This window comes from Metabacillus litoralis (assembly GCF_007994985.1).
Classification (GTDB): domain Bacteria; phylum Bacillota; class Bacilli; order Bacillales; family Bacillaceae; genus Metabacillus; species Metabacillus litoralis.
In genome coordinates this window covers 214,507-240,563 of record NZ_VOQF01000008.1, presented here as the reverse complement: position 1 = coordinate 240,563, position 26,057 = coordinate 214,507, and the positions used below count along the sequence as shown (strand labels likewise).

Below are 26,057 nucleotides of genomic sequence, written 5' to 3'. Positions count from 1 at the left end.
TCATGTCGAGAAAAGTGTGACCAAGCTTAATACAGTGCGGTTTCTTCAAATTATTAATAGTAAAACTTCAATTTAAAGAGAAGGGAGGAACTAGTATGAACATTGAACAATTTAAACAAGAAGTAATTGAATATAGTAAAGAAATTGGTATAGATAAAATAGGTTTTACAAGTGCAGGTTTGTTTGAAGAGCTAAAGCAGCGGTTAATAACACAACAAGAGCTTGGCTATCAATCAGGATTTGAAGAACCTGATATCGAAAAAAGAGTTACACCTGTGAAGCTTTTGCCAAAAGCAAGTTCGATTATTTCAATAGCTCTTGCATACCCTTCAAAGCTTAAAGATGCTCCTAAAAGCACTAAAGAAGATCGACGTGGAATTTTTTGTCGAGCTTCTTGGGGACAAGATTATCATACCGTTTTACGAGATCGGCTAAAGAAGCTAGAGGAGTTTTTAAAAAAGAGAATACCTGATATTCAACTAAAATCAATGGTGGATACAGGAGAATTATCAGATCGTGCAGTTGCAGAACGAGCTGGTATTGGTTGGAGTGGAAAAAACTGTTCGATTATAACCCCTGAGTTTGGTTCTTATGTTTACTTAGGAGAAATGATTACAAATTTCCCTTTCCCACCAGATCAACCTATGGAAGATCAATGTGGAAGCTGCCGTAAATGTATCGACGTTTGTCCGACGGGTGCTCTAGTTCAACCAGGTCAGCTTGATTCATCAAAATGTATCGCCTTTTTAACTCAAACGAAGGGCTTTTTAGCTGATGAATATCGAACGAAAATTGGTAACAGAATTTATGGCTGTGATACTTGTCAAACTGTTTGTCCAATTAACAAAGGAAAGGATTTTCATTTTCATGAAGAAATGGAGCCTGATCCTGAAATAGCAAAGCCAAAATTGAAGCCTCTTTTAACGATTAGTAACCGTGAATTCAAAGAGAAATATGGACATATTTCTGGTTCGTGGCGAGGAAAAAAACCACTTCAAAGAAATGCTATATTAGCTCTAGCACATTTTAAAGATAAAACTGCTACGCAAGACTTAATAATGTTAGTTCATCAAGATCCAAGACCTGTCATTCGTGGTACAGCTGCATGGGCTCTCGGGAAAATTGGAGATGCTTCTGCTGAAGTTGAGCTTCTAAAGGCGTTTGAAAAGGAGAAGGATGAACAGGTAAAAGAGGAAATACAAAAAGGTTTAGCATTACTTCATGAAACAAGTTGACGGTAGCTTCTATTATAAATAGAGTGCTGCCTTTTTTATTGCTCTAAAACTCTGAGTTCTTCTACTTCTTAGAACAATCTGCGTTTCGCAAGACTAATTCTCATTAAAAGTCATATATCTTGTAGTAATACATGATGATGGTGGTGATTGATTTTGAAGCAAATTCTGTCAGAATTGAATCAAGCAAAATTAGAAATGCTTGTAAATAAGAAGCTAATTAAAAATACCCGCAATAATCAAGAATTACATGCACTGGAACGTAGATATCTTTCAAATGAAAAGCGTAATGCTGAAATAGTCAAAGGTAGTGCAGAGGTGAAGATCTCAAGTGTTGAGATAACAGCAAATAATCTACAGGAGGCCTTATATTTTTGCCATTATAAATGGTTGAACAAGCAAAAGGATTTCTTTTATATAGAAGAAAGAATAGATCATCGAAAAGCGACATTTTACCATGATGAGCTTATTGATGATCAATTAATTGAAATCTTTAATGGAAGCGAGGGAAATCAGTCTTTAGTAGAAGTGAGTGATCATGACCTAAGAGAAAAAGAGGAGTTTAGCTATGACCGACTTGCAGCTGTACAATATGCTGAGAGATGGTGGAATGATGAAAATCCTAAATATAAAAATTTTGATGTGAATTGTACAAATTTTGTTTCTCAATGCTTACATGCTGGAAATGCCAAAATGCGTGGCTATCCAAATCGCTCAAATGGTTGGTGGATGCAAAATAATAATTGGAGCTTTAGCTGGTCAGTCGCAAATGCGATGACAAGCTTTCTTAAAAACTCTAAAATTGGATTACACGCTGAGAGGGTTACAGACGCAGAGCAATTAAAGCCTGGTGATGTTATTTGCTATGATTTCCAAGGTGATGGCCGGTTTGATCATACAACTTTTGTTGTGGCAAAGGATCCTGAGAATATGCCCTTGGTAAATGCACAAACTTATAATAGTCGAATGAGATATTGGGCGTATGAAGATTCATCAGCATACACTCCGAACATTAAGTATGCATTTTTTCGAATTTTAGATGATACGAGTTCAAAATAACAATGGTATAATGTTTTGTAGAAAAGTGGGTGAATAACCCAAATTAAGTGAACGGGCATTATTGCTCCGTTTTTTATAGAAATAGATGAGGTGACTATTATGGCTTTACACGTAGTATTATATCAACCAGAAATCCCTGCAAATACTGGGAATATTGCACGTTCTTGTGCAGCAACAAATACAACTCTTCACTTAATACGTCCATTAGGATTTTCTACGGATGATAAGATGTTAAAAAGAGCAGGCTTGGACTATTGGGAGCATGTTAATGTTATTTATCATGATTCTTTAGAGGAATTATTTGAAACATATTCATCAGGAGAGTTTTTCTACCTAACGAAATTTGGTCAACAACCACATACTACATTTGATTATAGTGATGTGGAGAAAGACTATTTTTTCGTATTTGGTCGAGAAACAACTGGACTTCCGAAGGATCTTATTTCAGCAAATATGGATAAGTGCTTACGTTTACCAATGACTGAGCATGTTCGCTCATTAAATTTATCAAACACAGCTGCAATATTGATATATGAAGCATTAAGACAACAGAATTATCCTGGGTTATCATAAAAAGGGCTACTATAGTAATCTTTTGCTTTTTAAAAACCTTTATAAAAATGATAAACTTTTGTGATGAAGACATCGTTTTACTAACTAGAAAAGAGTTCCCAAAAAAGAGGGTCAAACATTGTGATGTTTGACCCTCTTTTATTCTTTTGACTTATTATTTTTTTACACCTGGCTTACTATCATAACCTGCAGTGAAGATTGCAGTTATGAACGCTAAACTCACACCTAAAATTAATAAAAAGTTCATTGCTGTACCTCCTTAAAATAAATCTATTCAAGTACATAAGGAGCTATCCTTTAACCAGTTGTGAGAAAAGTCTCACTGTATGTATAGCATCCCTTTAATAACTAGTTTTATTATACCTTAAACCATATGTGATGTGAATGTGCAACATATTTTCCAAAGAAAATTTTTGTTGTTTATCTGCTTTTTGTCATGTAAAACGAATGTTAAAGGACATCCTCGCATAAAGTGTATTAATCTGCAAGTGCAGTTTATAGTTCGACCAATGATGAAGGAGGTCCTTATGGATATCTTAAAAAAGATTGAAAAGTACAGGGAAGATGAGCAACGTTTAAAGTGGGAAGGTACCTTCGTAGAGTATTTGGATATTGTTAAGGAAAAACCTTGGGTTGCCCAATCAGCCCATTCGCGGGTTTACAATATGATTAAAGATGCAGGGATTGAAGAGATTGATGGCAAAAGACGTTATAAGTTTTTTGATCATCAGCTATATGGATTAGAAGATGCATTAGAAAGATTAGTGGAGGAGTATTTCCATCCAGCTGCCAAACGTTTAGATGTAAGAAAACGAATTCTGTTACTGATGGGTCCAGTAAGTGGTGGTAAGTCTACACTTGTGACAATGTTAAAAAGAGGACTTGAGGCTTATTCATTAACAGATCGAGGTGCAGTTTACGCGATTAAAGGCTGTCCAATGCATGAAGATCCATTACATTTAATTCCACATCATTTACGAGAAGATTTTTATGATGAATATGGCATTCGTATTGAAGGGAATCTATCTCCATTAAATGTAATGAGGTTGGAGCAGGAATATGGTGGACGTATAGAGGATGTTCGAGTAGAACGAATTTTCTTATCAGAAGATAAACGTGCTGGTATCGGAACATTTAGTCCATCTGATCCAAAATCACAAGATATTGCGGATCTAACTGGAAGCATTGACTTTTCAACGATTGCAGAATATGGATCAGAATCAGATCCCAGAGCATATCGTTTTGATGGTGAATTGAATAAAGCCAATCGTGGAATGATGGAGTTCCAAGAAATGTTAAAATGTGATGAGAAATTTTTATGGCATTTGCTTTCATTAACACAAGAAGGTAATTTTAAAGCCGGTCGTTTCGCACTTATTTCTGCAGATGAACTGATTGTCGCACATACAAATGAAACCGAATATCGTTCATTTATCTCCAACAAAAAAAATGAAGCCCTCCATTCTCGAATAATCGTAATGCCTGTTCCTTATAACTTGAAAGTAACTGAAGAAGAACGAATTTATGAAAAAATGATTGGTGAAAGCGATGTTTCTGATGTTCATATTGCTCCACATACATTAAAGGTGGCAGCAATGTTCACAATCTTAACTCGCCTTAAAGAACCAAAACGCGGTGACATTGATCTTGTGAAGAAAATGAGATTATATGATGGTGAAAATGTTGAAGGCTTCAACTCTGTAGATGTAAATGAATTACAAAAAGAATATAATGATGAAGGTATGGCAGGAATTGATCCACGTTATGTGATTAACCGGATTTCTTCAACAATTATCCGTAAGGAAGTTCCTTCAATCAATGCACTAGATGTATTACGTGCGTTAAAAGAAGGATTGGATCAACATGCTTCGATCTCAAATGAAGATCGTGAAAAATACTTAAATTTCATATCTGTGGCACGTAAGCTTTATGATGATATGGCAAAGAAAGAAGTGCAAAAAGCATTTGTATACTCTTATGAGGAATCTGCTAAAACACTTATGGATAATTACCTTGATAATGTTGAAGCATATTGTAATAAAAACAAGCTTCGTGATCCATTAACAGGTGAAGAAATGAATCCAGATGAAAAATTAATGCGCTCAATCGAAGAGCAAATTGGAATTTCAGAGAATGCGAAGAAAGCGTTCCGTGAAGAAATCTTAATTCGTATTTCTGCATATGCACGTAAAGGGAAGCGATTTGATTATAATTCACACGAACGTCTTCGTGAAGCTATCCAGAAAAAGCTATTTGCGGATCTGAAGGATGTTGTCAAAATCACAACATCATCAAAAACTCCAGACGAGCAACAGCTTAAGAAGGTGAACGAAGTTGTTGCACGCTTAATCGATGAGCATGGCTATAATTCATCATCTGCTAATGAATTACTAAGATATGTGGGAAGTTTGTTAAATAGATAATGTATCAGGGAATGGGAGCTGGCGGAAATTTTGTCAGCTTTTTTTGTGTATATTGGTGGAAGAAGAGGTCAGTTTGTTTAGAAGCGTATAACGTTGAATAGTGGCAGATGGTCGGGTAAAAGTGTGAGGATGACGTGAAAAGATAAGAGAATGACGTGCAAAGTGAGATTAATGGTCGATAAAGTGGTGAATGGCGTGGAAATAGTGGCAGATGGTCGGGTAAAAGTGTGAGGATGACTCGAAAAGATGAGAGAATGACGTGCAAAGTGAGATTGATGGTCGATAAAGTGGTGAATGGCATGGAAATAGTGGCAGATGGTCGGGTAAAAGTGTGAGGATGACTCGCAAAGATAAGAGAATGACGTGCAAAGTGATTATTATGTAAAAGAGAGAGGGAAATCTTTCCCTCTCCTAGTTAAGCGTACATCTTATTTTCTTCTTCTTTTCTAAAGAAGCTCTTCATTGCTTGGAAAACATCTGATTTTTGCTTGAGGATATAGTGGCGGAATTTTTCATCATTGATATTTTTATAAGCGGACATTAAGGTTGAATGTCTGTTATACTGGTTGACTTCACCGTAGCCGAAGATATTAGAGACTTTCATAAGCTCGTCGACTAGTTTAACACATCTTGGATTATCTGAGGTTAAGTTATCACCGTCTGAGAAATGGAAAGGATAGATATTATATCGTGAAGGGTTGTATTTGCCATCAATAACTTCTAAGGCTTTACGATATGCTGATGAACAGATTGTTCCACCACTTTCTCCTTTTGAAAAAAAGTCTTCCTCAGTAACAATTTTTGCTTCTGTGTGGTGTGCAATAAATTCAATTTCAACTTTTTCGTATTTGGTTCTTAGAAATCTTGTCATCCAGAAGAAGAAGCTGCGAGCCATGTACTTTTCCCAAAGACCCATTGAGCCACTAGTATCCATCATCGCAATAACAACTGCTTTTGAATCAGGTTTGACTGTGTCGTTCCAGGTTTTGAATTTTAAATCCTCTGGATAGATTGGATGGAACTTTGATTTTCCTGCCATTGCGTTACGTTTGTATGCAGAAAGCATTGTTCTTTTTTTATCTACATTCCCCATCAATCCGGTTCTTCTTATATCATTAAATTCGATATGGTCAATCACAATATCGTCGCGCTCTTTTTGTTTTAAATTAGGTAGTTCTAATTCTTTGAAAAGGGCTGCTTCAAGCTCTAATATGGATACTTCTGCTTCATAATAGTCTTCACCAGCTTGATCCCCGGCTCCTTGACCTTTACCTGGTCCTTTTGCATCAGCCTGAGATCCGTCTCTTGCAACAACATCTCCGACTTCACTTTCTCCATCACCTTGACCAACATGTTTGTTTTTATCATAGTTATAGCGAATTTTGTATTCGTCAAGTGAACGAATTGGTATTTTCACAACATCTTTTCCATTTGACATAACGATACTTTCCTCTGTTATAAGATCTGGAAGATTGTTGCGAATAGCTTCCTGAACTTTTTCTTGGTGTCTTGTTTGATCATCCTGGCCTTTACGATGGAGGGTCCAATCTTCTTGTGAAATAACAAAATTTGTTTGTTCTTTACCCGTCATATTAAAATTCCCCCTCCAGATTTTAGTTAGTTTCAGTAGCTTGATCAATTAAATCAAAAAAATAATTCCTAAATGAAAAAAACTGTCACATTTCATGACCTTCACGCATACATTAACGTGGATGAATAAATTGGGACCAAGAACTGTTTGAAATTCTGTGGATTACTTTATCCTATGCAGCAGTTTTGTTTTATTGACAAATAATTTAGAAAATTATCGTGGAATTGTTAAAAATGAGACAAGTCCTTTTGAGGAATTTAGGATGAGGGATAGCTAAAAACATGAATGACTTATAATAGTGCTTTAACACCACCTTGATCCTATTAAACATGATTTTGACGGAATGTCTTGTTTAGGACATGTCAGACACTCTTGAGGAGCCATCCTTTTCATTCTTTCTACTTTTTAGAAGTATATTGGATAGGATCAGGCTTTTGCTCACTTTGTTTTATTTGTTGATTTGTACTCATGTTTTCCATTATTTTTGATTGCTCCTTTAAATCCTTCATATTGCGAACCATTGTGTTTTCTATTTTTTTCATAAAATTCACCTCGTAACTCGTTTGAGAATATTATTCCCGAAATTTTTTATTGAAAAACATTGGAATAATACTCACTAGGTAGTATTATTTCTTTTTATAGACCGATTCTTCTTTCCATCATTCTGCTATTCATGTGTATAATGAAGTATAAATAAAATATATAAAGTCTACATCACTTAGGGGGGGATTGCTTTGAAATCGGGTGAACTATGTAGAATTTTAATCGTTGACGATGAACAGCTAATAAGACAAGGGATAAAGCATTATCTTCAATGGGAACAAGAAGGTTTTCAAATTATTGGTGAAGCTTCAAATGGTCAGGAAGCACTGGAGATGGTTGAACGAACAAATCCACACATTATTCTTACTGATATTGTTATGCCGATTATGGACGGTGAAGAGTTAACAAGAATTGTAAAAGCGCAATATCCAAACATAGAAGTTATTATTTTGAGTAGTTATGGAGAGTTCGATTATGTGAGATCAACGTTTCAAAGCGGTGCGGTAGACTATATCTTAAAACCTAAGCTAGATGCTGAAAACTTACTGAACGTATTAACAACTGTGGCAAGCAGAATTTCGTCGCTACAAGCCAGTAAAGAAGAAACTAATCTTTCGTTGAATATAGGGCATATTATCGATAAATTTCTTTCTGGTTTTGAAACTGAGTATGATGCGCAACTTATTAGAAAAGCTTTTCCAGTTGATTGTTTTTGCTTATTAGTGGTAGATACACGAAGTCTCTCTTTCTCTAACAATTTATCTGATTCTGATTCACTTAAGAAAAGAATCAAGAATAAGATTGAAATAATGATGGGAGATACTGTTTTTCAACCTTATACAAGTGAAAAGAATGTAAGCGTATTCTTGGTTAATTTAGAGGAAAAGGACTTAATTGGCTGTTTAACGTTAGCAGATGAACTATTAAAAGAAGATTCTGAAGTTGCTATACTTATTACAGACTCATTTAAAGATTTCAGTCAAATAGGAAATAAATATAATTCTGTGATTAAGAAAATGTTACAATACCGTTTTTACTTTCCTGAAGCTAAGCTACTGACCGAAAAAAATCAACCAAAAGAAGTGCCACCAGTAGCTTCATTTAATTTGGACAAGTTTACAAATGATTTTAAGCATGAACGTTTTGATGCTGCCTTTAATTATTTAAACGACCATATTAAGGCTTTATCTGGTGGGTTTACTACTGATATTTTTGAGTTCAAGTCATTTTTTGGAAACATTATTTTTAATATAACCATACTCTTAAGCAATATGGACTATGACGTGGAAGAGTTAGAAAATGCTAAATTTACACTTTTTAATTCTATAGATGAAGCTACTTCTGCAAGTGCAGTTGTTGAGCAGTTAGAACAATTTATTGAAAAGGCTAAGAAAAGCATCTTAGCGAAGGGAAATCAGAGCGGTGGATCCAATATCAAAATGATCTTAGAGTACGTAGAAGACCATTATGCAGAACCGCTTAATTTAACTGGAGTTGCCAATCATTTTCATTTTAATCCCTCGTATTTATCAAGTTATTTTACTTCGCATAATGGAGAAGGGTTTAATGAATATTTAAATCGAATACGCATTGAAGAAGCGGCTAAACTACTAAATAGAGAATCTACTCCTATATCTGAAATTAGTGGAATAGTAGGTTATTCGGATCATAGTTACTTTTGCAAAGTTTTTAAGAAACTTAAGGGAGTATCTCCAAGCCAATATAGGAGAAGTCAAAAATTGAAATAAGCGATGTGATACCCTATGAAACATTTACCCGATCATTTTAGGCATAATGGGTTATTTGCTATTATGTTTCTAATAAGTGTGATCAGTATTATTTCTGTCTCAGTGATCATTACATGGACAACATTTCGTATGTCAGAGACGTTTTTTATTGATAAGTTCAGTATTACCAATGCGAAAGTAATGAATCAAATAAAAGACAGCTTTGAATCCTACAACTATTCAATTGTTCTCGCGTCGAACAATATTGTTCAAAGTGGGAAACTTAGAACAATAATGACAGAAAACCAAAGTAATGCACAAAAGATGAGAGCATATTTTCAAATGGGTGAGCAAATGAAGCGAACAAAATCAAATGTGGATGCCTATGAGACAGAGATACTGATCACTGGTATTAATGGAATTAGTTATGCGACAAATCGTACTTATTGGCCAATCTCGGATGATGAGCTAAAAGAACATAGTATTACTAAAAATTCGTTGGAGCAGCCTAAGAGGTTAATTTACCAATATGATCAACGAACTGAATATACTGCTATGGCAGGGGATGCTAAATTTATAGTTGCTTCTAAACCACTAATGGAGCGAATATCAGGTAGTATTTATGGAATGATGTATTTTACCATTCAGGAAAGTGAATTTAGAAAATTCTATAATAGCTATACAAGTACGGGAAACAATGTTTTTATCTTAGATAAAACTGGTATTATCGTATCAAGTAATCAGTCTGGTTTAATTGGTGATAAAGCTGAGGACCTATTGAGTTACACAAAAGAAAAAAACGATGATCGATACCTTATTGGAAATTTCATGGGTACAGACCAAATCATTTTTATGGAATACTTACCTTCTCTTGATATGTACCTATTTAACTTAATTGATAGAGAATCAGCTATAGGTGATTTAATAAATAAAAAACAAATTGTATTAATTTGTATATGTATCGTTGTAGTTGCACTTATTATAGTGTTTCTAATTTCAAGAAGAATGACGAATTCACTATCTAAGTTGGTTAAACAAATTGCAGATGCGTCCAAATATAACTTTGGTCAATATGTATCTGTAACAGGAACTTATGAAACAAGACAAATAGGGAAAGCATTTAATTCTATGCTTGACGAACTGAATGATTATTTAGAGCAACTCGTATTATTTCAAAAGCAAAAACGTAATGCAGAACTTGCTGCTCTGCAACAACAAATTAATCCACATTTTCTTTATAACACATTAACATCAATTAAATTTATGGTACAGCAGGGAGGAAGAGAAGAGGCGGAAGAGACGATTAATTCCCTCATCTCATTGCTTCAAAATACAATCGGTAATGTTAGTGAGACAATCACTGTTGAACAAGAAATAACAAACTTAAAAAATTATGTTCTTATTAATCAAAAAAGATACGGTGATCGAATTAAAGTAAATTATTTACTTGCACCGGATTGTTTGCACTATGAAATTCCGAAACTTATTTTACAACCGTTTATTGAAAACTCATTTTTTCATGGATTTAACCATAAAACCAATGGTTTTATAAATGTAATGGTATGGAAAGAACAAGATACGTTAATTTGTGAGGTTATGGATAATGGCGATGGAATGGATATTGGGTCAAAAAGCAAGCTTCCTAAAACAAAACGTAAAAAGCAACATTTCACAGGTATAGGTGTTAGAAATGTGAATGAAAGGATACAAATTTTATTCGGTCATAATTACGGAGTTTCAATAGACAGCAAACTAGGAGAAGGTACAAGAATAAAAATAACACTTCCTATTAATGTAAAATAATTGCTCTTGTAACAGAAATTTTATTTTGAATAACTGCCAAGCTTCCACGCTAATTGACATATTGGAGGCTTGGCATCCTGTTTTTTCAAAGCCTTTTTAGTTTGTAATTGACCAATAAAATAAAGAAAATACTATTATCTAAAATAAATACAAATCAAAAATGTTGAAAGCGTATACATCTATAAAAATATCACAAGTTTTTAAAAATATTGTCCTAAAGAAAATAGACATATAGATGCTAACATTATACCTGTAAGTAAGATAACGCTTACAAAAAAACACAGACAAAATGGGGGTATTTTTATGAAAAAGCTACTCGTATTACTGATGGCATGTATGATGGTTTTGGCAGCATGTTCTTCAGGATCAAAAGAGACTGTAGAATCTGAAGGAGAGAACACATCAGACTCAAAAGAAATTACAATTTGGGCATGGGACCCTAACTTTAATATTAAAGCTTTGAATATTGCAAAAGAAGCTTATCAAGCTGAAAATCCAGACTTAAAAATTAAAATTGTAGAGAATGCACAAGCTGATATAATCCAAAAATTAAATACCAGCTTAAGCTCTGGAACAACAAAAGGATTACCAAATATCGTGTTAATTGAAGATTATCGTGCGCAAAGTTTCCTACAAGCATATCCTGATTCTTTCCACGAAATTACAGGATCATATGTAGTGGATGATTTTGCATCATATAAAATTGCACCTACTAGTTTAGATGGGAAAAATTATGGTTTACCATTTGATACTGGTGTAACAGGCTTATATGTTAGAACGGACTATTTAGAAGAAGCAGGATATACGCTTGATGATTTAAAGGGTATCGACTGGAACCAATACATTGAAATTGGTAAAAAAGTCAAAGAAGTAACTGGTAAAAACATGTTATCACTTGATCCAAACGACCAAGGTTTAATTCGTATGATGATGCAATCTGCTGGCGCTTGGTATTTAAAAGAAGATGGTGTAACACCAATTATTGCTGGTAACGAAGCTCTTAAAAGATCTTTCGAAATGTATAAAGCATTGTTAGATGCTGACATTGTAAACCCAATCTCTGATTGGAGCCAATTCTTAGCAGGATTTAATAGTGGTGAGGTTGCATCGGTTCCAACAGGAAACTGGATCACTCCTTCAATTAAGGCTGAAGCATCACAATCAGGTAAATGGGCAGTAGTACCACAACCTAAACTTCCAGACGTAGAAGGTTCTGTAAATGCTTCTAACTTAGGTGGTAGTTCATGGTATGTACTTAATGTTGATGGTAAAGAAGAAGCGACTGATTTCTTAGCGAAAACATTTGGTTCAAATGTAGATTTCTACCAAGATTTAGTAACAGAAATAGGTGCAATTGGAACTTACATCCCTGCATCTGGTGGAGAAGAATATAAAGCAGCAGATGAATTCTTTGCAGGTCAAACAATTATCTCGGATTTCTCGCAATGGGTAGAAGAAATTCCACAAGTTAATTATGGTCTGCACACATATGCAATCGATGATATTTTAATTGTTGAAATGCAAAACTACCTTAACGGTAAGGACCTTGATAAAGTGCTAGAAGATGCACAACAACAAGCTGAAGCACAACTTCAGTAATATTTCCTACTAATCTTCTCATCTTAGAAATAGTATGAGAAGCAAAGCCTTGGAACCACATCTGCTTCTGAAAATAAGGATTACTTATTGAAGTAGCAATGTGTCTCCAAGGCTCTTATCTTATATTGACCAAGTTAAGGAGTTGACTTGAAATGATATCGGCAAAAACGAATCAAAATGCACCTTTTTCTTATACCAAGAGGAAAGTCTTTAATAAAAGTACAATAATTGGCTGGTCTTTTATTACTATAGCGTCACTATTAATTTTCTTATTTTATTTCTATCCAATGGCGCATGCACTAATTATGTCTTTCCAATCAGGCACCGGTACAAATTTAACGTTTACAGGATTTGATAACTATGCTCGGTTAATCAAAGATCCAACTTTTATAACAGCAGTTAAGAATACAGTTATTTATCTACTTATTCAAGTACCAGTCATGATTTTATTAGCTCTATTTTTATCAGTACTTTTAAATAATAAAAGCTTAAAATTTAAAGGGTTTTTCCGTACAGCAATTTTCTTACCATGTGTAACATCTCTTGTAGCATACTCGGTTATTTTCAAATACTTATTTGGATTAGATGGAATTATTAACATGATGTTAATGAAACTCTCTTTAATTGCCGAGCCAATACAATGGCTTACTGATCCGTTTTGGGCCAAGATGGCGATCGTAATTGCAATTACTTGGCGTTGGACTGGATATAATATGATTTTCTATCTTTCTTCACTTCAAAACATTGATCATTCAATCTATGAAGCCGCAAAAATGGATGGAGCATCTGCTTTTCAGCAATTCTTTAAAATTACAATACCTATGTTAAAGCCTATTATTTTATTTACGTCAATCACTTCTACAATTGGTACGCTTCAATTATTTGATGAAGTTATGAATATAACAAGAGGTGGTCCTGGTAATGCAACCATGACAATTTCACAATATATCTACAACCTTTCATTTAAATATACACCAGACTTTGGGTATGCAGCGACCGTATCCTATGCAATTGTAATTATGATCGTTATTTTCTCTATTATTCAGTTTAAAGTGGCAGGTGATCGAAATGACTAAAATGAAAAGCATATTTAGCTATAGTGTGTTAATTATTGCGAGTATTGTATCAATTTTTCCGTTTTTGTGGATGATTATATCAGCAACAAATAAGTCAGTCGATGTTACAAAAGGAAGATTATTGCCAGGGACCAACTTCATTGAAAATTTTAATAACCTAATGAATACAGTTGACATTGTGCCAGCGTTAATGAACTCGGCCAAGATTTCAATTTCTACAACACTGTTATCGCTATTAATTGCCTCACTAGCAGGATATGGATTTGAGATTTATAAAAGTAAAGCAAAAGATGTTGTTTTTAATATTTTACTTTTATCGATGATGATTCCATTTGCTGCACTTATGGTTCCATTATTCCGCATGTTCGGTACTATTTCTCAAACTGTTCCTTTCATGGGGATTGATACATTAACGGCAGCAGTATTACCAACATTAACAACAGCATTTCTTATCTTTTTTTTCCGTCAAAGCACAAAAATGTTTCCGAAGGATATTCTTGAAGCAGGTCGAATTGATGGATTAAGTGAGTTAGGTGTTTTCTTTAGAATATATGTCCCTACTATGAAAACAACATATGCAGCAGCTGCAATTATTACCTTTATGGCTAGTTGGAACAATTATTTATGGCCGCTAGTTGTATTGCAATCTCCTGAAAATCAAACAATTCCATTGCTAATTTCAAACCTTGGATCAAGCTATGCTCCTGATTTTGGTGTAATCATGACGGCGATTGTTATCGCGACTTTACCAGCGGCTATTATTTTCTTCATTATGCAAAAGCATTTCGTTGCAGGAATGATGGGGTCAGTGAAGTAATTAATATAATAGGATCTTAGAAAATAATAAAAGTATTATCTGAGGATCGATAGCCTAAAAAGATATTTTTACAAGACAAAGGTATCTAAATACTATAGGTCCTCGTTTTTTTATTAATAAGCAATTATGAAATTTATTCGATTAATGATTAACCCAGAACAAAATCAGAACAATGAGAGGAAGCGTGATCTTGATGACAACTAACCTTAATCCAACTACTGATTGGCTAACAGATGTGAATGTGTTTGCAGTAAACCGTCTTCCTGCACATTCAGATCACTTTTATTATGAAACTTTAGCAGAGGCAAAGTCAGCTTCTTCTATGAAAATGCGATATGACTTGAATGGACAATGGAAATTTAATTATGCGATTAATCCTGTAAATCGACCAGTGTCATTTTATCAGGAAGATTTTGATTGTGCTGGTTGGGGTGATATTCGTGTTCCTGGACATATTCAATTACAGGGTCATGGCAAACCACAATATGCGAATACAATGTATCCTTGGGATGGTCATAATGATATCCGTCCACCTGAAATTCCTACTGATCAAAACCCTGTTGGGAGTTATGTAAAGTATTTTAATGTTCCTGAAAATATGAAGGAAAAGCCTGTTTTTATATCTTTTCAAGGTGTTGAATCAGCATTCTACGTTTGGCTGAATGGTCAATTTATTGGTTATAGTGAGGATAGCTTTACACCAGCAGAGTTTGAGCTTACTCCTTTTTTAAAGGAAGGAGAAAATAAGTTAGCGGTGGAAGTGTATCAACGAAGCACTGGCAGCTGGCTTGAAGATCAAGATTTCTGGCGTTTTTCAGGGATTTTTAGAGATGTATACCTATATACTGTTCCAGAGATTCACGTATTTGATACGAATGTAAAAGCAACGTTAGATGAAACATTTACGGATGGGACACTTAAAGCTGACCTGAAACTATTGTCTGCAAATAGTGGATCTAAAGTCGTTGCTGAATTATTTGATCATAAGGGAAATTTGATAGAATCTGCAACAGCTTCAATTGAAGGGGAAGAATCTAGCTTCTCTATGACAGTTAACAAACCAAAGCTATGGAGTGCAGAAGAGCCTACACTTTATCAATTATATATCCAATTATTCAATGAATCTGGTGCATTAGTAGAGGTTATTCCTCAAAAGGTTGGTTTTAGAAGGTTTGAAATGGTAGATAAGATTATGAAATTAAATGGTGAACGAATTGTTTTCAAAGGTGTCAATCGTCATGAATTCAATTGTCGAAGCGGACGTGCGATTACTAAAGAAGATATGCTATGGGATATTAAAACATTAAAACAAAACAATATTAATGCTGTTCGTACTTCTCATTATCCAAATCAAAGCTATTGGTATGAGTTATGTGATGAATATGGAATTTATGTGATAGATGAAATGAACCTAGAAACACATGGTTCATGGCAAAAGATGGGTGCTGTTGAGCCTTCTTGGAATATTCCAGGTAATAAGCCAGAGTGGCAGGATATTGTTCTAGATCGTGCTATATCTATGTTTGAACGAGATAAAAACCATCCATCTATTTTGATTTGGTCTTGTGGAAATGAATCATATGCAGGAGAAGTTATTTTGAATGTGACAAAATACTTTAAATCAGTTGATGATAGTCGCCTTGTGCATTATGAAGGAGTGTTTTATGACCGAAACTATAATGACACAAGTGATATGGAAAGTAGAATGTATGCCAAGCCTGCTGATATAGAAAAGTATTTAAATGATGATCCTGAAAAGCCTTATTTAAGTTGTGAATATATGCATGCGATGGGAAATTCTTTAGGTGGAATGAATTATTACACAGAACTTGAAGATAAGTACCCAATGTATCAAGGTGGATTTATTTGGGATTATATTGATCAATCACTTATAAAAGAAGATCGTTATGGTAAAGAGTTTTTAGCATATGGTGGAGATTTTGAGGATCGACCAACAGATTATGGCTTCTGTACAAATGGAATTGTTTATGCGAATCGAGAAGTTTCTCCAAAAATGCAGGAAGTGAAATTCTTATATCAAAATGTAAAGCTTGATGTAAATCAATCTGGTGTCTTGATTACCAATGATAATCTTTTTATTGATACATCAGATTATTATTTAGAGTATAAATTGTTGCTTAATGGAAAAGAAATTTATCAAAATAGAAGTAATGTAGTTGTTCAGCCTCAAAGTAAAGAGAGAGTTGAATTTGAGTTACCAGAAAAGGTATTACAAAACTCTGGTGAATTTTGCTTACATGCTGCACTTAAATTGCAGGAAAATCCGCTTTGGGCACAATCTGGACATGAAGTTGCTTTCGGTCAGTTTATTATGGAAAAACAAAAAGTAGAAAATCCAATCGCTTCATCTAGTGACCAATTTAGAGTTGTTGAAGGTGATGTAAATATTGGAGTACATGGTAGAGATTTCACGATTATGTTTTCAAAGCAAGTAGGTAGCTTAGTTTCTGTTAACTATTCAGGCAAAGAAATGATCGCATATCCACCTGTACCACTATTTTGGAGAGCAACTACTGATAATGATCGTGGCTTTGCTCAAACATTTAACTCAGGAAGCTGGTATGCTGCAAGTTTAGCGAGAAAATGTACAAATATTGAGTTAAAGCAAGAAGCTAATAAAGTACAGGTTATATTTACGTATAAATTTTCTGTTTCTGCAAAATTAGAGGTGAAAACGAATTATACAGTTACCTCTGATGGAAGCATACATGTTAAATCATCTTATTATGGTGCAGAAGATTTGCCACAATTACCGATCTTTGCGTTATCCTTTAAAGTTCCAGCAAAATATGATCAGCTAGAATGGTATGCAATGGGGCCAGAGGAAAACTATTCTGATCGTTCGATGGGAGCGCGTCTTGGTATCTTTAAGAATACTGTTACAGATAATCTTTCTGGCTACTTGAATCCACAAGAATCAGGAAATCGTACAGGTGTCCGTCAACTAAGTGTGACAAGCAAGTATGGAGATGGAATAAAAGTATCATCTGTCGGAGATCCAGTTGAGTGTAATGTTTCTCCTTACACAGCTTTTGAATTAGAAAATGCTACACATCATTATGAGTTACCAAATGTTCATTACACTGTAATAACTGTTGCAGGAAAGCAAATGGGTGTAGGTGGCGATGATAGCTGGGGTGCTCCAGTACATGACGAGCATTTGCTTAAAGCGAATGAAGATATGGAGTTTGAGTTCTTAATCCAGCGCGTTAATTGTTGATTAGTAGAAAGTTACAGAAGGATTAAAAAAACAATAGAAAAGAGCTTGGTTTGTTCAAGCTCTTTATTTTTTGTTAGTAGAATTTTTAGATCACAAAGGAGTTGGATAAAGTGTATTTACATATTAATGAAGAGAAACAACAATTTCATTTAACAAATGGAGAAATCAGTTATCTGTTTCATGTTTTGAAAAATGGCAGCTTAGGTCAGTTATATTATGGTAAGGCAATTAGACATCGAGAGGATTTTTCTCATTTTCAGGTTAATTCTATTCCAACTCCAGCTAGCTGTCATTATTACAAAGAAGATCCGGCATTTTCACTAGAAACAACAAGACAAGAGTTTCCTGTTGCAGGAAAAGGAGATTTTCGAGAAGCGGCAATTGAAGTTGAAACACGTGATGGTCGAATTGGAAATGAATTTACCTACCAAGGGTATGAAGTGACTAGTGGAAAGCCTAAATTGAAGGGACTTCCAGCAACATATGCTAATGAAGAAGAAGCAACAACTCTAACAATAACGTTAGTAGATAAAAAGATAATGGCGAAGGTTTATTTATCATATACAATTTTTCATCATTATCCAGTGATAACAAGAAATGTGAAAATGCAAAATATCGGTGATGACCCAATCTTTATTAAAAAGTTAATGAGTGCCTCGATTGATTTACCTGATGATGATTATTCTATGATTCATTTATCAGGAACTTGGTCAAGAGAACGACATATTAAAGAACGTCAGCTTGTTCAAGGAATTCAATCGATTTCTAGTATTAGAGGAGCAAGTTCACATCATGATAATCCGTTTATTGCATTAAAAGGAAAAGAAACAACAGAGCATGAAAATGAAGTATATGGTTTTAATTTTGTTTATAGTAGCAATTTTTTAGCTCAAGTCCAGGTTGATCATTATCAAACATCAAGAGTAATGATGGGAATACATCCACATCAATTCAAATGGAAGCTATCAGAGCAAGAAAGCTTTCAAGCTCCTGAAGTAGTGATGGTGTATTCAGATAAAGGGTTAAATGGAATGAGTCAAGCATTCCATGATTTATATCGTAATCACTTAATACGTGATCCGTGGAAAACTGAGGAAAGACCTGTTTTAATAAATAACTGGGAAGCAACTTACTTCGATTTTGACGAAGAAAAGCTAGTGAATATAGCGAAAAGTGCTAAAGAATTAGGAATTGAGTTATTTGTATTAGATGATGGCTGGTTTGGAGCTAGAAATGATGATACTTCATCACTTGGTGATTGGTTTGAAAACAAAGCTAAATTACCAAATGGACTAGAATCATTATCAAATAAAATTGATTTATTGAATATGAAATTCGGTTTGTGGTTTGAGCCTGAAATGATCAATCCAATCAGTCAATTATATAATGATCACCCAGACTGGGTTGTAGGTAGACAAGGAGAGCATTTGACTCTTGGTCGAAATCAATTAGTTTTAGATTTTTCTAGACACGAAGTAGTAGATTTTATATATGAAAAGATGGCGGGCATTATTAAGAAAACAAAGCTCTCATATATAAAGTGGGATATGAATCGAAACATTACGGATGCTTTTTCACAAGCACTTAGTCAAGATCAACAAGGAGAGTTTTTCCATCGATATATATTAGGGGTGTATTCTCTATATGAGAAGCTAACTGAGGAATTCCCAGATGTTCTATTTGAATCATGTGCAGGTGGTGGTGGTCGTTTTGATCCAGGTATGTTCTATTATGCACCACAAGCCTGGACAAGTGATGATACAGATGCAGTTGAACGATTAAAAATCCAGTATGGAACTTCATTAGTGTATCCAATTTATAGTATGGGTTCACATGTTTCAGCTGTACCAAACCATCAAACATTACGCAACACACCTATTGAGACAAGAGCGAATACAGCATATTTCGGAACATTTGGTTATGAATTAAATCCTCTCGAATTAAGTGATGAAGAAAGAAGTGTCATTAAGAAGCAAGTTCAATTTTATAAGAAGCATCGTAAGCTGATTAGAGATGGAGATTTTATTAGATTAAAAAATCCGTTTGAAAATAATGAAACAGCTTGGATGATTACTTCAAAGAATAAAAAAGAGGCATTGGTTGGCTGGTATAAAGTACTTGCAGATGCAAATCCAAAGAAAGAACAAGTGCTTCTTTTAAAAGGATTAAATGAGAATTTACTTTATCAAGTTAATGAAGAAAAAGAGGGCTTCTATGGTGATGAATTAATGTATCGTGGATTGCCTTTACCAACAGAATTTAACGGAGCAAATGGATCATTTGCAAAACGTGGAGGAGATTATCAATCTGAAGTCTTTTATTTAGTAGGCAAGTAATAAGTGAAAAGAGGGTCGGCTCAAATGAGTCGATCCTCTTCTTTATCTTTTTCAAAGTGTAAGAAAATGCAAGGATATAGTACATAAATCATTTTAATTAAACGTTTGTTTAAGTATTTTTAAGCTCAACTTTTCTTAGAATTTAATTTAATGAATAAAATGAGGCGTTTCTCTAAAACTATTGATGTTAATATCTGCATTTTATATCAAGTGTAAAGCTATAATAAGGACTGTTTATTTTAGAGGTTTTAAAACAATTAACATTACAATAATGGATATCGTTATTCGTTTTTACGAAGAGGAGTTGAATGAAGTGACATGGACAATTAGTAGAAATGAGTTGTCTCAGCAAGAGCTTTTGAATTTAGAGAGTTTATTTTCATTAGCTAATGGCTATATCGGTGTACGTGGTAATTTTGAAGAAGGTTATGGTAGTGAGATGAATTCCATTCGTGGAACATATTTAAACGCGTTTCATGATATTACTGAAATTAATTATGGAGAGAAGTTATACGCTTTTCCTGAAACACAGCAAAAGTTGGTGAATAATATTGATGCCCAAACTATTGAAATCTACTTTGAAGGAGAACGTTTTTCCCTCTTTGAAGGTGAAGTTATTTCCTTTGAGCGATTTCTTTATTTGGACAAAGGCTATACAGAAAGAGTGATTACTTATAAAACAAAAAAAGGACAGCAAGTTAAATTACGTTTTAGGCGTCTTGTATCTTTTCACATAAGAGAGCTGTTTGCCATTGAATTGTTGATTGAGCCTGTTGATTTTACAGGTACAGTTAAGATTGTCTCTAAAGTAGATGGTGATGTATCAAATTATGTTAGTCGGAACGATCCACGTGTTTCTGCAGGACATGCAAAGTTATTGTCTGTTGGAAATGTAGGATATGACGAAAATATGATGTTTGTAGTAGATAAAACAGGAACATCTAATTTAGAAACAGCATGTGCAACAAAACACCAACTATCAATTGGATCAAATAAGGTTGTTGGGGAAGTTGATGTAAAGGAAAAATCTATTGATGTTACATACTCATTTGAGCTAACAGAATCTATCACTTTAACTAAGTACAATGTATATACAGATACATTAAGACATGAAAATGACTTAATTAAAAAAGGAAAAGCTATTCATGAGAGCCTAGCAACAATAGATTTTAATACGTTGATTGATGAGCAAAAGCAATATCTTGATGAATACTGGCAGGTTGCAGACATAAAAATTGGTGGAGAAGAAAAGCTTCAAGAAGGAATTAGGTTTAATCTTTATCACTTATTGCAATCAGCAGGAAGAGATAAATATAGTAATATTGCTGCCAAAGGTCTTTCTGGTGAAGGTTATGAAGGGCATTTCTTCTGGGATACTGAAATTTACATGATTCCTGTTTTTTTATTAACAAAACCTGATTTAGCGAAAAGCTTGATTGTTTATCGTTATTCGATTCTTGATGGTGCAAAAGAGCGTGCAAAAGAAATGGGTCATAAAAAAGGAGCACTATTTCCATGGAGAACAATTTCTGGTTCGGAATGCTCTGCTTATTTTCCCGCAGGAACAGCACAATATCATATAAGTGCTGATATTGCTTACAGCACAATTCAATATTACTTAGCTACAAAAGATGAACAATTTATGATTGAATACGGTGCAGAGCTATTAATTGAAACTGCAAGACTTTGGATCGATACTGGACATTATTATCATGATACATTCCGTATCGATGATGTAACAGGTCCTGATGAGTATACGTGTCTTGTTAATAATAACTATTATACAAATGTTATGGCAAAGCATAATTTAAAATGGGCGGAAATTGCCTGGAATCTTGTAAAAGAAAAAGATAAAGCTGTTCTAGAAGAACTGAAGGAACGAATAAATGTGTTGGATACTGAGCCAGACCAATGGAAGCAGGCAGCAGAAAAAATGTATCTTCCCTTTGATACTGATTTAGGAATTAATCCACAGGATGATACATTTTTACAAAAAGATGTATGGGATCTAAAGAATACACCAAAAGATAAGTTTCCATTATTACTACATTTTCATCCTTTAACTTTATATCGTTATCAAGTTTGCAAGCAAGCGGATACAGTTCTTGGGCACTTTCTTTTAGAGGATGAACAATCATATGACACAATTAAGAACTCGTATGATTATTATGAAAAAATAACAACGCATGACTCATCACTATCATCTGCAATCTTTAGTATTATGGCAGCGAAGGTAGGCTATAAAGAGAAAGCATATGATTACTTTATGGAATCTGCCAGACTTGACTTAGATAATACTCACGGTAATACAAAGGATGGCTTGCATATGGCCAATATGGGTGGAACGTGGATGTCAATTATCCATGGCTTTGGAGGAGTGAGAATCAAGGAAACAGGATTATCGTTAAGTCCATCGTTGCCAGCTCAGTGGTCACACTATGAATTTACACTGTTCTACTTACAAAGGAGAATTTCTGTAAAGGTAAATAAGGAAGATGTTACTTTGACACTTCTTGAAGGACAAGATCTAAAGGTAAAACTTTTTAATGATGAGCTTTTGTTAAATAAGGGAAAAGACAAAACAGTAAAAATATCAAATTAGGGGGTTGTGATGAGTACTCTTAAAGCATTTATTTTTGATTTGGATGGTGTAATTACAGATTCTGCCGAATATCATTATTTGGCTTGGAAAACACTTGCTGATGAATTAGGGATAACTTTTTCTAGAGAATTAAATGAGGAGTTAAAAGGTGTATCAAGAATGGATTCTCTTGAAAAAATCCTTGAATTTGGAAATAAGGAAACAGAGTTTACCAATGAAGAAAAAGAAGAGTTAGCTAAGAAAAAAAATGAGCATTATGTACAATTAATAAAGAAAATCTCACCGGCTGATATCTTACCAGGAATTGAGGAGCTACTTATTGAAATAAAGTCAGCTGGTTTAGGTTTAGGGTTAGCTTCTGCTAGTAAAAATGCATCTGCAGTTTTAGAATCACTTAATTTAAAGAAGAATTTTGATGTCATAGTAGATGTTAATGCTTTAAAGAAGGGTAAGCCTGATCCTGAAATATTCTTAAAAGCAGCAGAGTTACTAAATGTTCAACCGGATAATTGTATAGGTGTTGAAGACGCTATTGCTGGAGTGGAATCCATAAAATCTGCAGGGATGTTTGCGGTTGCGATTGGACCAAAGAATCAATTTTCAACAGCAGATATCGTTTATCAAACAACAGCAGAGCTGTCGTATAATGAGATCACAGAAAGATTTATAAATAGATAATGGATGTGTTTATGTATGGTTGAAGAAATCAGAATACGTGCTGCCCAACAAGAGTTAAATAAGCTCAAGCAAAAGGTTCATGAACATGAATGGCGTTTACAGTATCATGTGGCACCAATTGCGAACTGGATGAACGATCCAAACGGTTTTTGCTATTTTAAAGGAGAATATCACTTGTTTTATCAGCATCATCCTTATGTTCCTAAATGGGATACAATGTACTGGGGACATGTTAAAAGTAAGGATCTAGTGAATTGGGAACATCTTCCTCCTGCTTTAGCTCCAGGAGAAACATATGATAAAGATGGTTGTTTTTCAGGAAGTGCAATTGAGAAAGATGGAAAGCTCTACTTAATGTATACAGGAAATGTATGGACTGGTGAGAATTATGACGAAGATCTAAAACAAGTTCAAGCACTTGCTGTAAGTGAGGATGCTGTACGGTTTGAAAAATTAGAAGAAAATCCTGTTATTTCAGAGGCTCCTAAGGGAGAAGATATTCATCCATTTCATTTTCGTGATCCGAAGGTCTGGAAGCATGAAGAAAACTATTATTGTGTCCTAGGCTCCAAAACACATGATAATATTGGACAGGTTTTATTATATCGTTCAAAAGATTTATTGAATTGGGAGTTTATAAATATTATTGCTAAAGGTGAAGGAAACTTTGGGTATATGTGGGAATGTCCAGATTTATTTGAATTAAATGATAAGGATATTTTGATTATGTCACCTCAAGGTGTAAAGCCTGAAGGGAATTTATATCAAAACCTGCATCAAGCTGGATATGTTGTTGGAGAGCTAGATTATGTTAAAGGTAATCTTTCATATGGTGAATTCGAATTACTTGACTATGGCTTTGATTATTATGCACCACAAACAATGCTCGATAACAAGGATAGAAGAATTGTGATAGCATGGATGGACATGTGGGAAAGCAAAATGCCAACACAAGAGCACGGTTACTCAGGAGCAATGACTTTACCTCGTGTATTAGAACTGAAAAATAACAAGCTTATTACAAGTCCTGTTAAAGAAATAGAACAGCTAAGAACAAATGAGGTTTCATATGAGCAGCTTAAATTAATTAATGAAATGTCTTTAACTGATGTTGAAGGAGATTGTATAGAGCTTGATGTTACCTTTAAAATGAAGCAGCCAGCAACATTTGGTGTCAGACTTCGTGTTGATGATTCATTAGGTGAAGAAACAGTTTTCACTTATTACGGTCAAAAAGGCATTTTGGAGTTTGATCGTAATGAGTCAGGAAAAGGTCCTGGTGGAGTTCGCAAAACGAAGATTATGCTAGAAGAGAACAAATTACATTTAAGAATTTTTATTGATAAATCATCTATTGAAGTGTTTATTAATGAAGGAGAACAGGTGATGACTGGGAGGATTTATCCGAGTATAAATAGTAATAAAATCAGCTTTTTTTCTGATGAAGAAATTGAGATTAGTGAATTGAAAAAATGGGAGTTAAAACGATCGATTTAAGGTGTACTTGCTTTGAAAGTAAGATTTTAATTAGCAGACCAATCTAATATGGATTTGTCTGTTTTTTCTTTAATTTCGCTTTAGACATAAGATACAACAGTGTTTATGGTCATATAAGAAAAGGCAAGACAAGTAATTAATAAATTTTCAGATAGTAATAAATCCGTTTCATTTCGCTGCAGACACTCGCTTTCCACGGGGAGGAAGCTGAGCCTCCTCGCTACGCTTGCGGGGTCTCAGCCTTTCCTCTATTCCCGTAGGAGTCGAGTGTCTTCCGCTCCATTTCACTATAGGTTACTTCATATAGTTATAAACTTGAAAGAACAATTCTCATTTTATTAGTTACTTGTTTATTACTGTTTTTTAATTATTGTTAGATTAGGATAAAGACAAAACAAGATATGTAATTAATGAATTGTCAGGTAGCGATAAATCCGTTTCATTGCACTCAGAAAAATTACTTTTGCGCGGGGAAGAAGTCAAGCGTCTTCACCATATTACATTAGAAAAAATCAACAGCATTAATCTTTACTAAAATAACCTTACTAAAAGGAAAGCTGGTAATTTACTTTTTTTATCTAGTAAAAAACAATATTTTGATACAAGATATTGCTGTCAAAATTTTTATAAAGGATTTTTTCCTTAGTACGTTATTAACAACAAAAATTCACTGAAACATCCTAACCAAAACATAAATCTAGTTTAAACAGAGCTATATATAAATTATAATTACATAGGGTAACGACATTTAGAAAGATTTGTATTATAGCTTGCTACATTTATAACATCAATGATACATAACATAATTCCTACTAATAATTTCAGGGAAGGTAGAATGATATGAAAGAATTGAAATTTAAATCATACAAACAGTTTCAGCAGTTTATTGAGCACAAAGCAATGGAAAAGGCTGTAATGAAGGAATTACAAAATGAAGAGCTCTCAGATTTTGTTAAAGATTTTAGTGATAAATCAAACAAAATGTGGCGGGAAAATGAGTGTGACGCAGCAATAGAAAAGCAAGGCTATGTTGTGATTAGTGTTTGGAAAGATGAAGTTGGAAAGCGAAAAGTAGGCAGAGGTCGTCCGAAAAAACCAGAATCAGAAAAATATAATCATACGATTCATGTAAGATTAGATGATAGTACATATTCAACACTTACTAATTTTTGTAAGGAACATAATTTAGAAGTTTCAGAAGCAATTAGAGATATGATTAAGAAATTATGATAGTGATAGAGTCAAACTGTAGTGGCAGGA

17 protein-coding genes are annotated in these 26,057 nt (G+C 34.1%); 15 read left to right on the top strand and 2 right to left on the bottom strand.

The annotated features are described in order from the left end of the window. The first annotated feature begins 95 nt into the window (after positions 1-95). The 4 genes from queG to FS935_RS15935 all read left to right on the top strand — a co-directional run bounded on the left by queG (position 96) and on the right by FS935_RS15935 (position 5,287). Entirely contained in the window at positions 96-1,235 is a 1,140-nt protein-coding gene (queG, locus tag FS935_RS15950; RefSeq protein ID WP_146949645.1) for a tRNA epoxyqueuosine(34) reductase QueG, read from the top strand. A 153-nt stretch (positions 1,236-1,388) separates the two neighbouring features. After that, positions 1,389-2,291, top strand: coding sequence for an amidase domain-containing protein (locus FS935_RS15945; RefSeq protein ID WP_240050924.1), 903 nt, complete (start codon positions 1,389-1,391; stop codon positions 2,289-2,291). 90 nt (positions 2,292-2,381) lie between these two features. Beyond that, positions 2,382-2,864, top strand: coding sequence for a tRNA (uridine(34)/cytosine(34)/5-carboxymethylaminomethyluridine(34)-2'-O)-methyltransferase TrmL (trmL, locus tag FS935_RS15940; protein ID WP_193559369.1), 483 nt, complete (start codon positions 2,382-2,384; stop codon positions 2,862-2,864). A gap of 527 nt (positions 2,865-3,391) precedes the next feature. Beyond that, entirely contained in the window at positions 3,392-5,287 is a 1,896-nt protein-coding gene (locus FS935_RS15935) for a PrkA family serine protein kinase (protein ID WP_146949643.1), read from the top strand. A gap of 415 nt (positions 5,288-5,702) precedes the next feature. Here FS935_RS15935 and yhbH read toward each other — a convergent pair whose 3' ends face one another. Both yhbH and FS935_RS23455 read right to left on the bottom strand, forming a co-directional pair. After that, positions 5,703-6,878 (bottom strand): sporulation protein YhbH, encoded by a 1,176-nt coding sequence (yhbH, locus tag FS935_RS15930; RefSeq protein WP_146949642.1) that lies wholly within the window; start codon positions 6,876-6,878, stop codon positions 5,703-5,705. A 398-nt stretch (positions 6,879-7,276) separates the two neighbouring features. Next, positions 7,277-7,420 (bottom strand): hypothetical protein, encoded by a 144-nt coding sequence (locus FS935_RS23455; protein WP_158638624.1) that lies wholly within the window; start codon positions 7,418-7,420, stop codon positions 7,277-7,279. A 192-nt stretch (positions 7,421-7,612) separates the two neighbouring features. Here FS935_RS23455 and FS935_RS15925 point away from each other — a divergent pair, with 192 nt between their 5' ends. The 11 genes from FS935_RS15925 (at position 7,613) to FS935_RS15875 (ending at position 26,027) form a co-directional block, all read left to right on the top strand. Beyond that, positions 7,613-9,169 carry a response regulator transcription factor gene (locus FS935_RS15925; protein WP_146949641.1) on the top strand — a complete coding sequence of 519 codons (1,557 nt, stop codon included), beginning with the start codon at positions 7,613-7,615 and terminating at the stop codon, positions 9,167-9,169. Positions 9,170-9,184: 15 nt separating this feature from the next. Beyond that, positions 9,185-10,951, top strand: a complete 1,767-nt coding sequence (locus FS935_RS15920; RefSeq protein ID WP_146949640.1) for a cache domain-containing sensor histidine kinase — start codon at positions 9,185-9,187, stop codon at positions 10,949-10,951. A gap of 303 nt (positions 10,952-11,254) precedes the next feature. Then, the gene (locus FS935_RS15915; RefSeq protein ID WP_146949639.1) at positions 11,255-12,550 is read left to right on the top strand and encodes an ABC transporter substrate-binding protein; all 1,296 of its coding nucleotides are present in this window, start codon (positions 11,255-11,257) and stop codon (positions 12,548-12,550) included. A 152-nt stretch (positions 12,551-12,702) separates the two neighbouring features. Then, positions 12,703-13,626: a carbohydrate ABC transporter permease gene (locus FS935_RS15910; RefSeq protein ID WP_146949638.1), complete on the top strand. Its 924-nt coding sequence runs from the start codon at positions 12,703-12,705 to the stop codon at positions 13,624-13,626. After that, a complete protein-coding gene (locus FS935_RS15905; protein WP_146949637.1) occupies positions 13,619-14,443 on the top strand; it encodes a carbohydrate ABC transporter permease in 825 nt (274 codons plus the stop codon). The genes FS935_RS15910 and FS935_RS15905 overlap by 8 nt, the downstream gene beginning before the upstream one ends. Positions 14,444-14,636: 193 nt before the next feature. Further along, a complete protein-coding gene (lacZ, locus tag FS935_RS15900) occupies positions 14,637-17,684 on the top strand; it encodes a beta-galactosidase, LacZ type (protein WP_146949636.1) in 3,048 nt (1,015 codons plus the stop codon). A gap of 110 nt (positions 17,685-17,794) precedes the next feature. Next, positions 17,795-20,020: an alpha-galactosidase gene (locus FS935_RS15895; protein ID WP_146949635.1), complete on the top strand. Its 2,226-nt coding sequence runs from the start codon at positions 17,795-17,797 to the stop codon at positions 20,018-20,020. Positions 20,021-20,333: 313 nt separating this feature from the next. Then, positions 20,334-22,622, top strand: coding sequence for a glycoside hydrolase family 65 protein (locus tag FS935_RS15890; protein WP_146949691.1), 2,289 nt, complete (start codon positions 20,334-20,336; stop codon positions 22,620-22,622). A 9-nt stretch (positions 22,623-22,631) separates the two neighbouring features. Next, complete coding sequence (pgmB, locus tag FS935_RS15885; protein WP_146949634.1) at positions 22,632-23,300, top strand: beta-phosphoglucomutase; 669 nt, start codon at positions 22,632-22,634, stop codon at positions 23,298-23,300. A gap of 15 nt (positions 23,301-23,315) precedes the next feature. Further along, positions 23,316-24,797, top strand: a complete 1,482-nt coding sequence (locus FS935_RS15880) for a glycoside hydrolase family 32 protein (protein ID WP_146949633.1) — start codon at positions 23,316-23,318, stop codon at positions 24,795-24,797. Between the two features lie 840 nt (positions 24,798-25,637). Continuing rightward, positions 25,638-26,027: a hypothetical protein gene (locus FS935_RS15875; protein WP_146949632.1), complete on the top strand. Its 390-nt coding sequence runs from the start codon at positions 25,638-25,640 to the stop codon at positions 26,025-26,027. Positions 26,028-26,057: the final 30 nt, after the last annotated feature.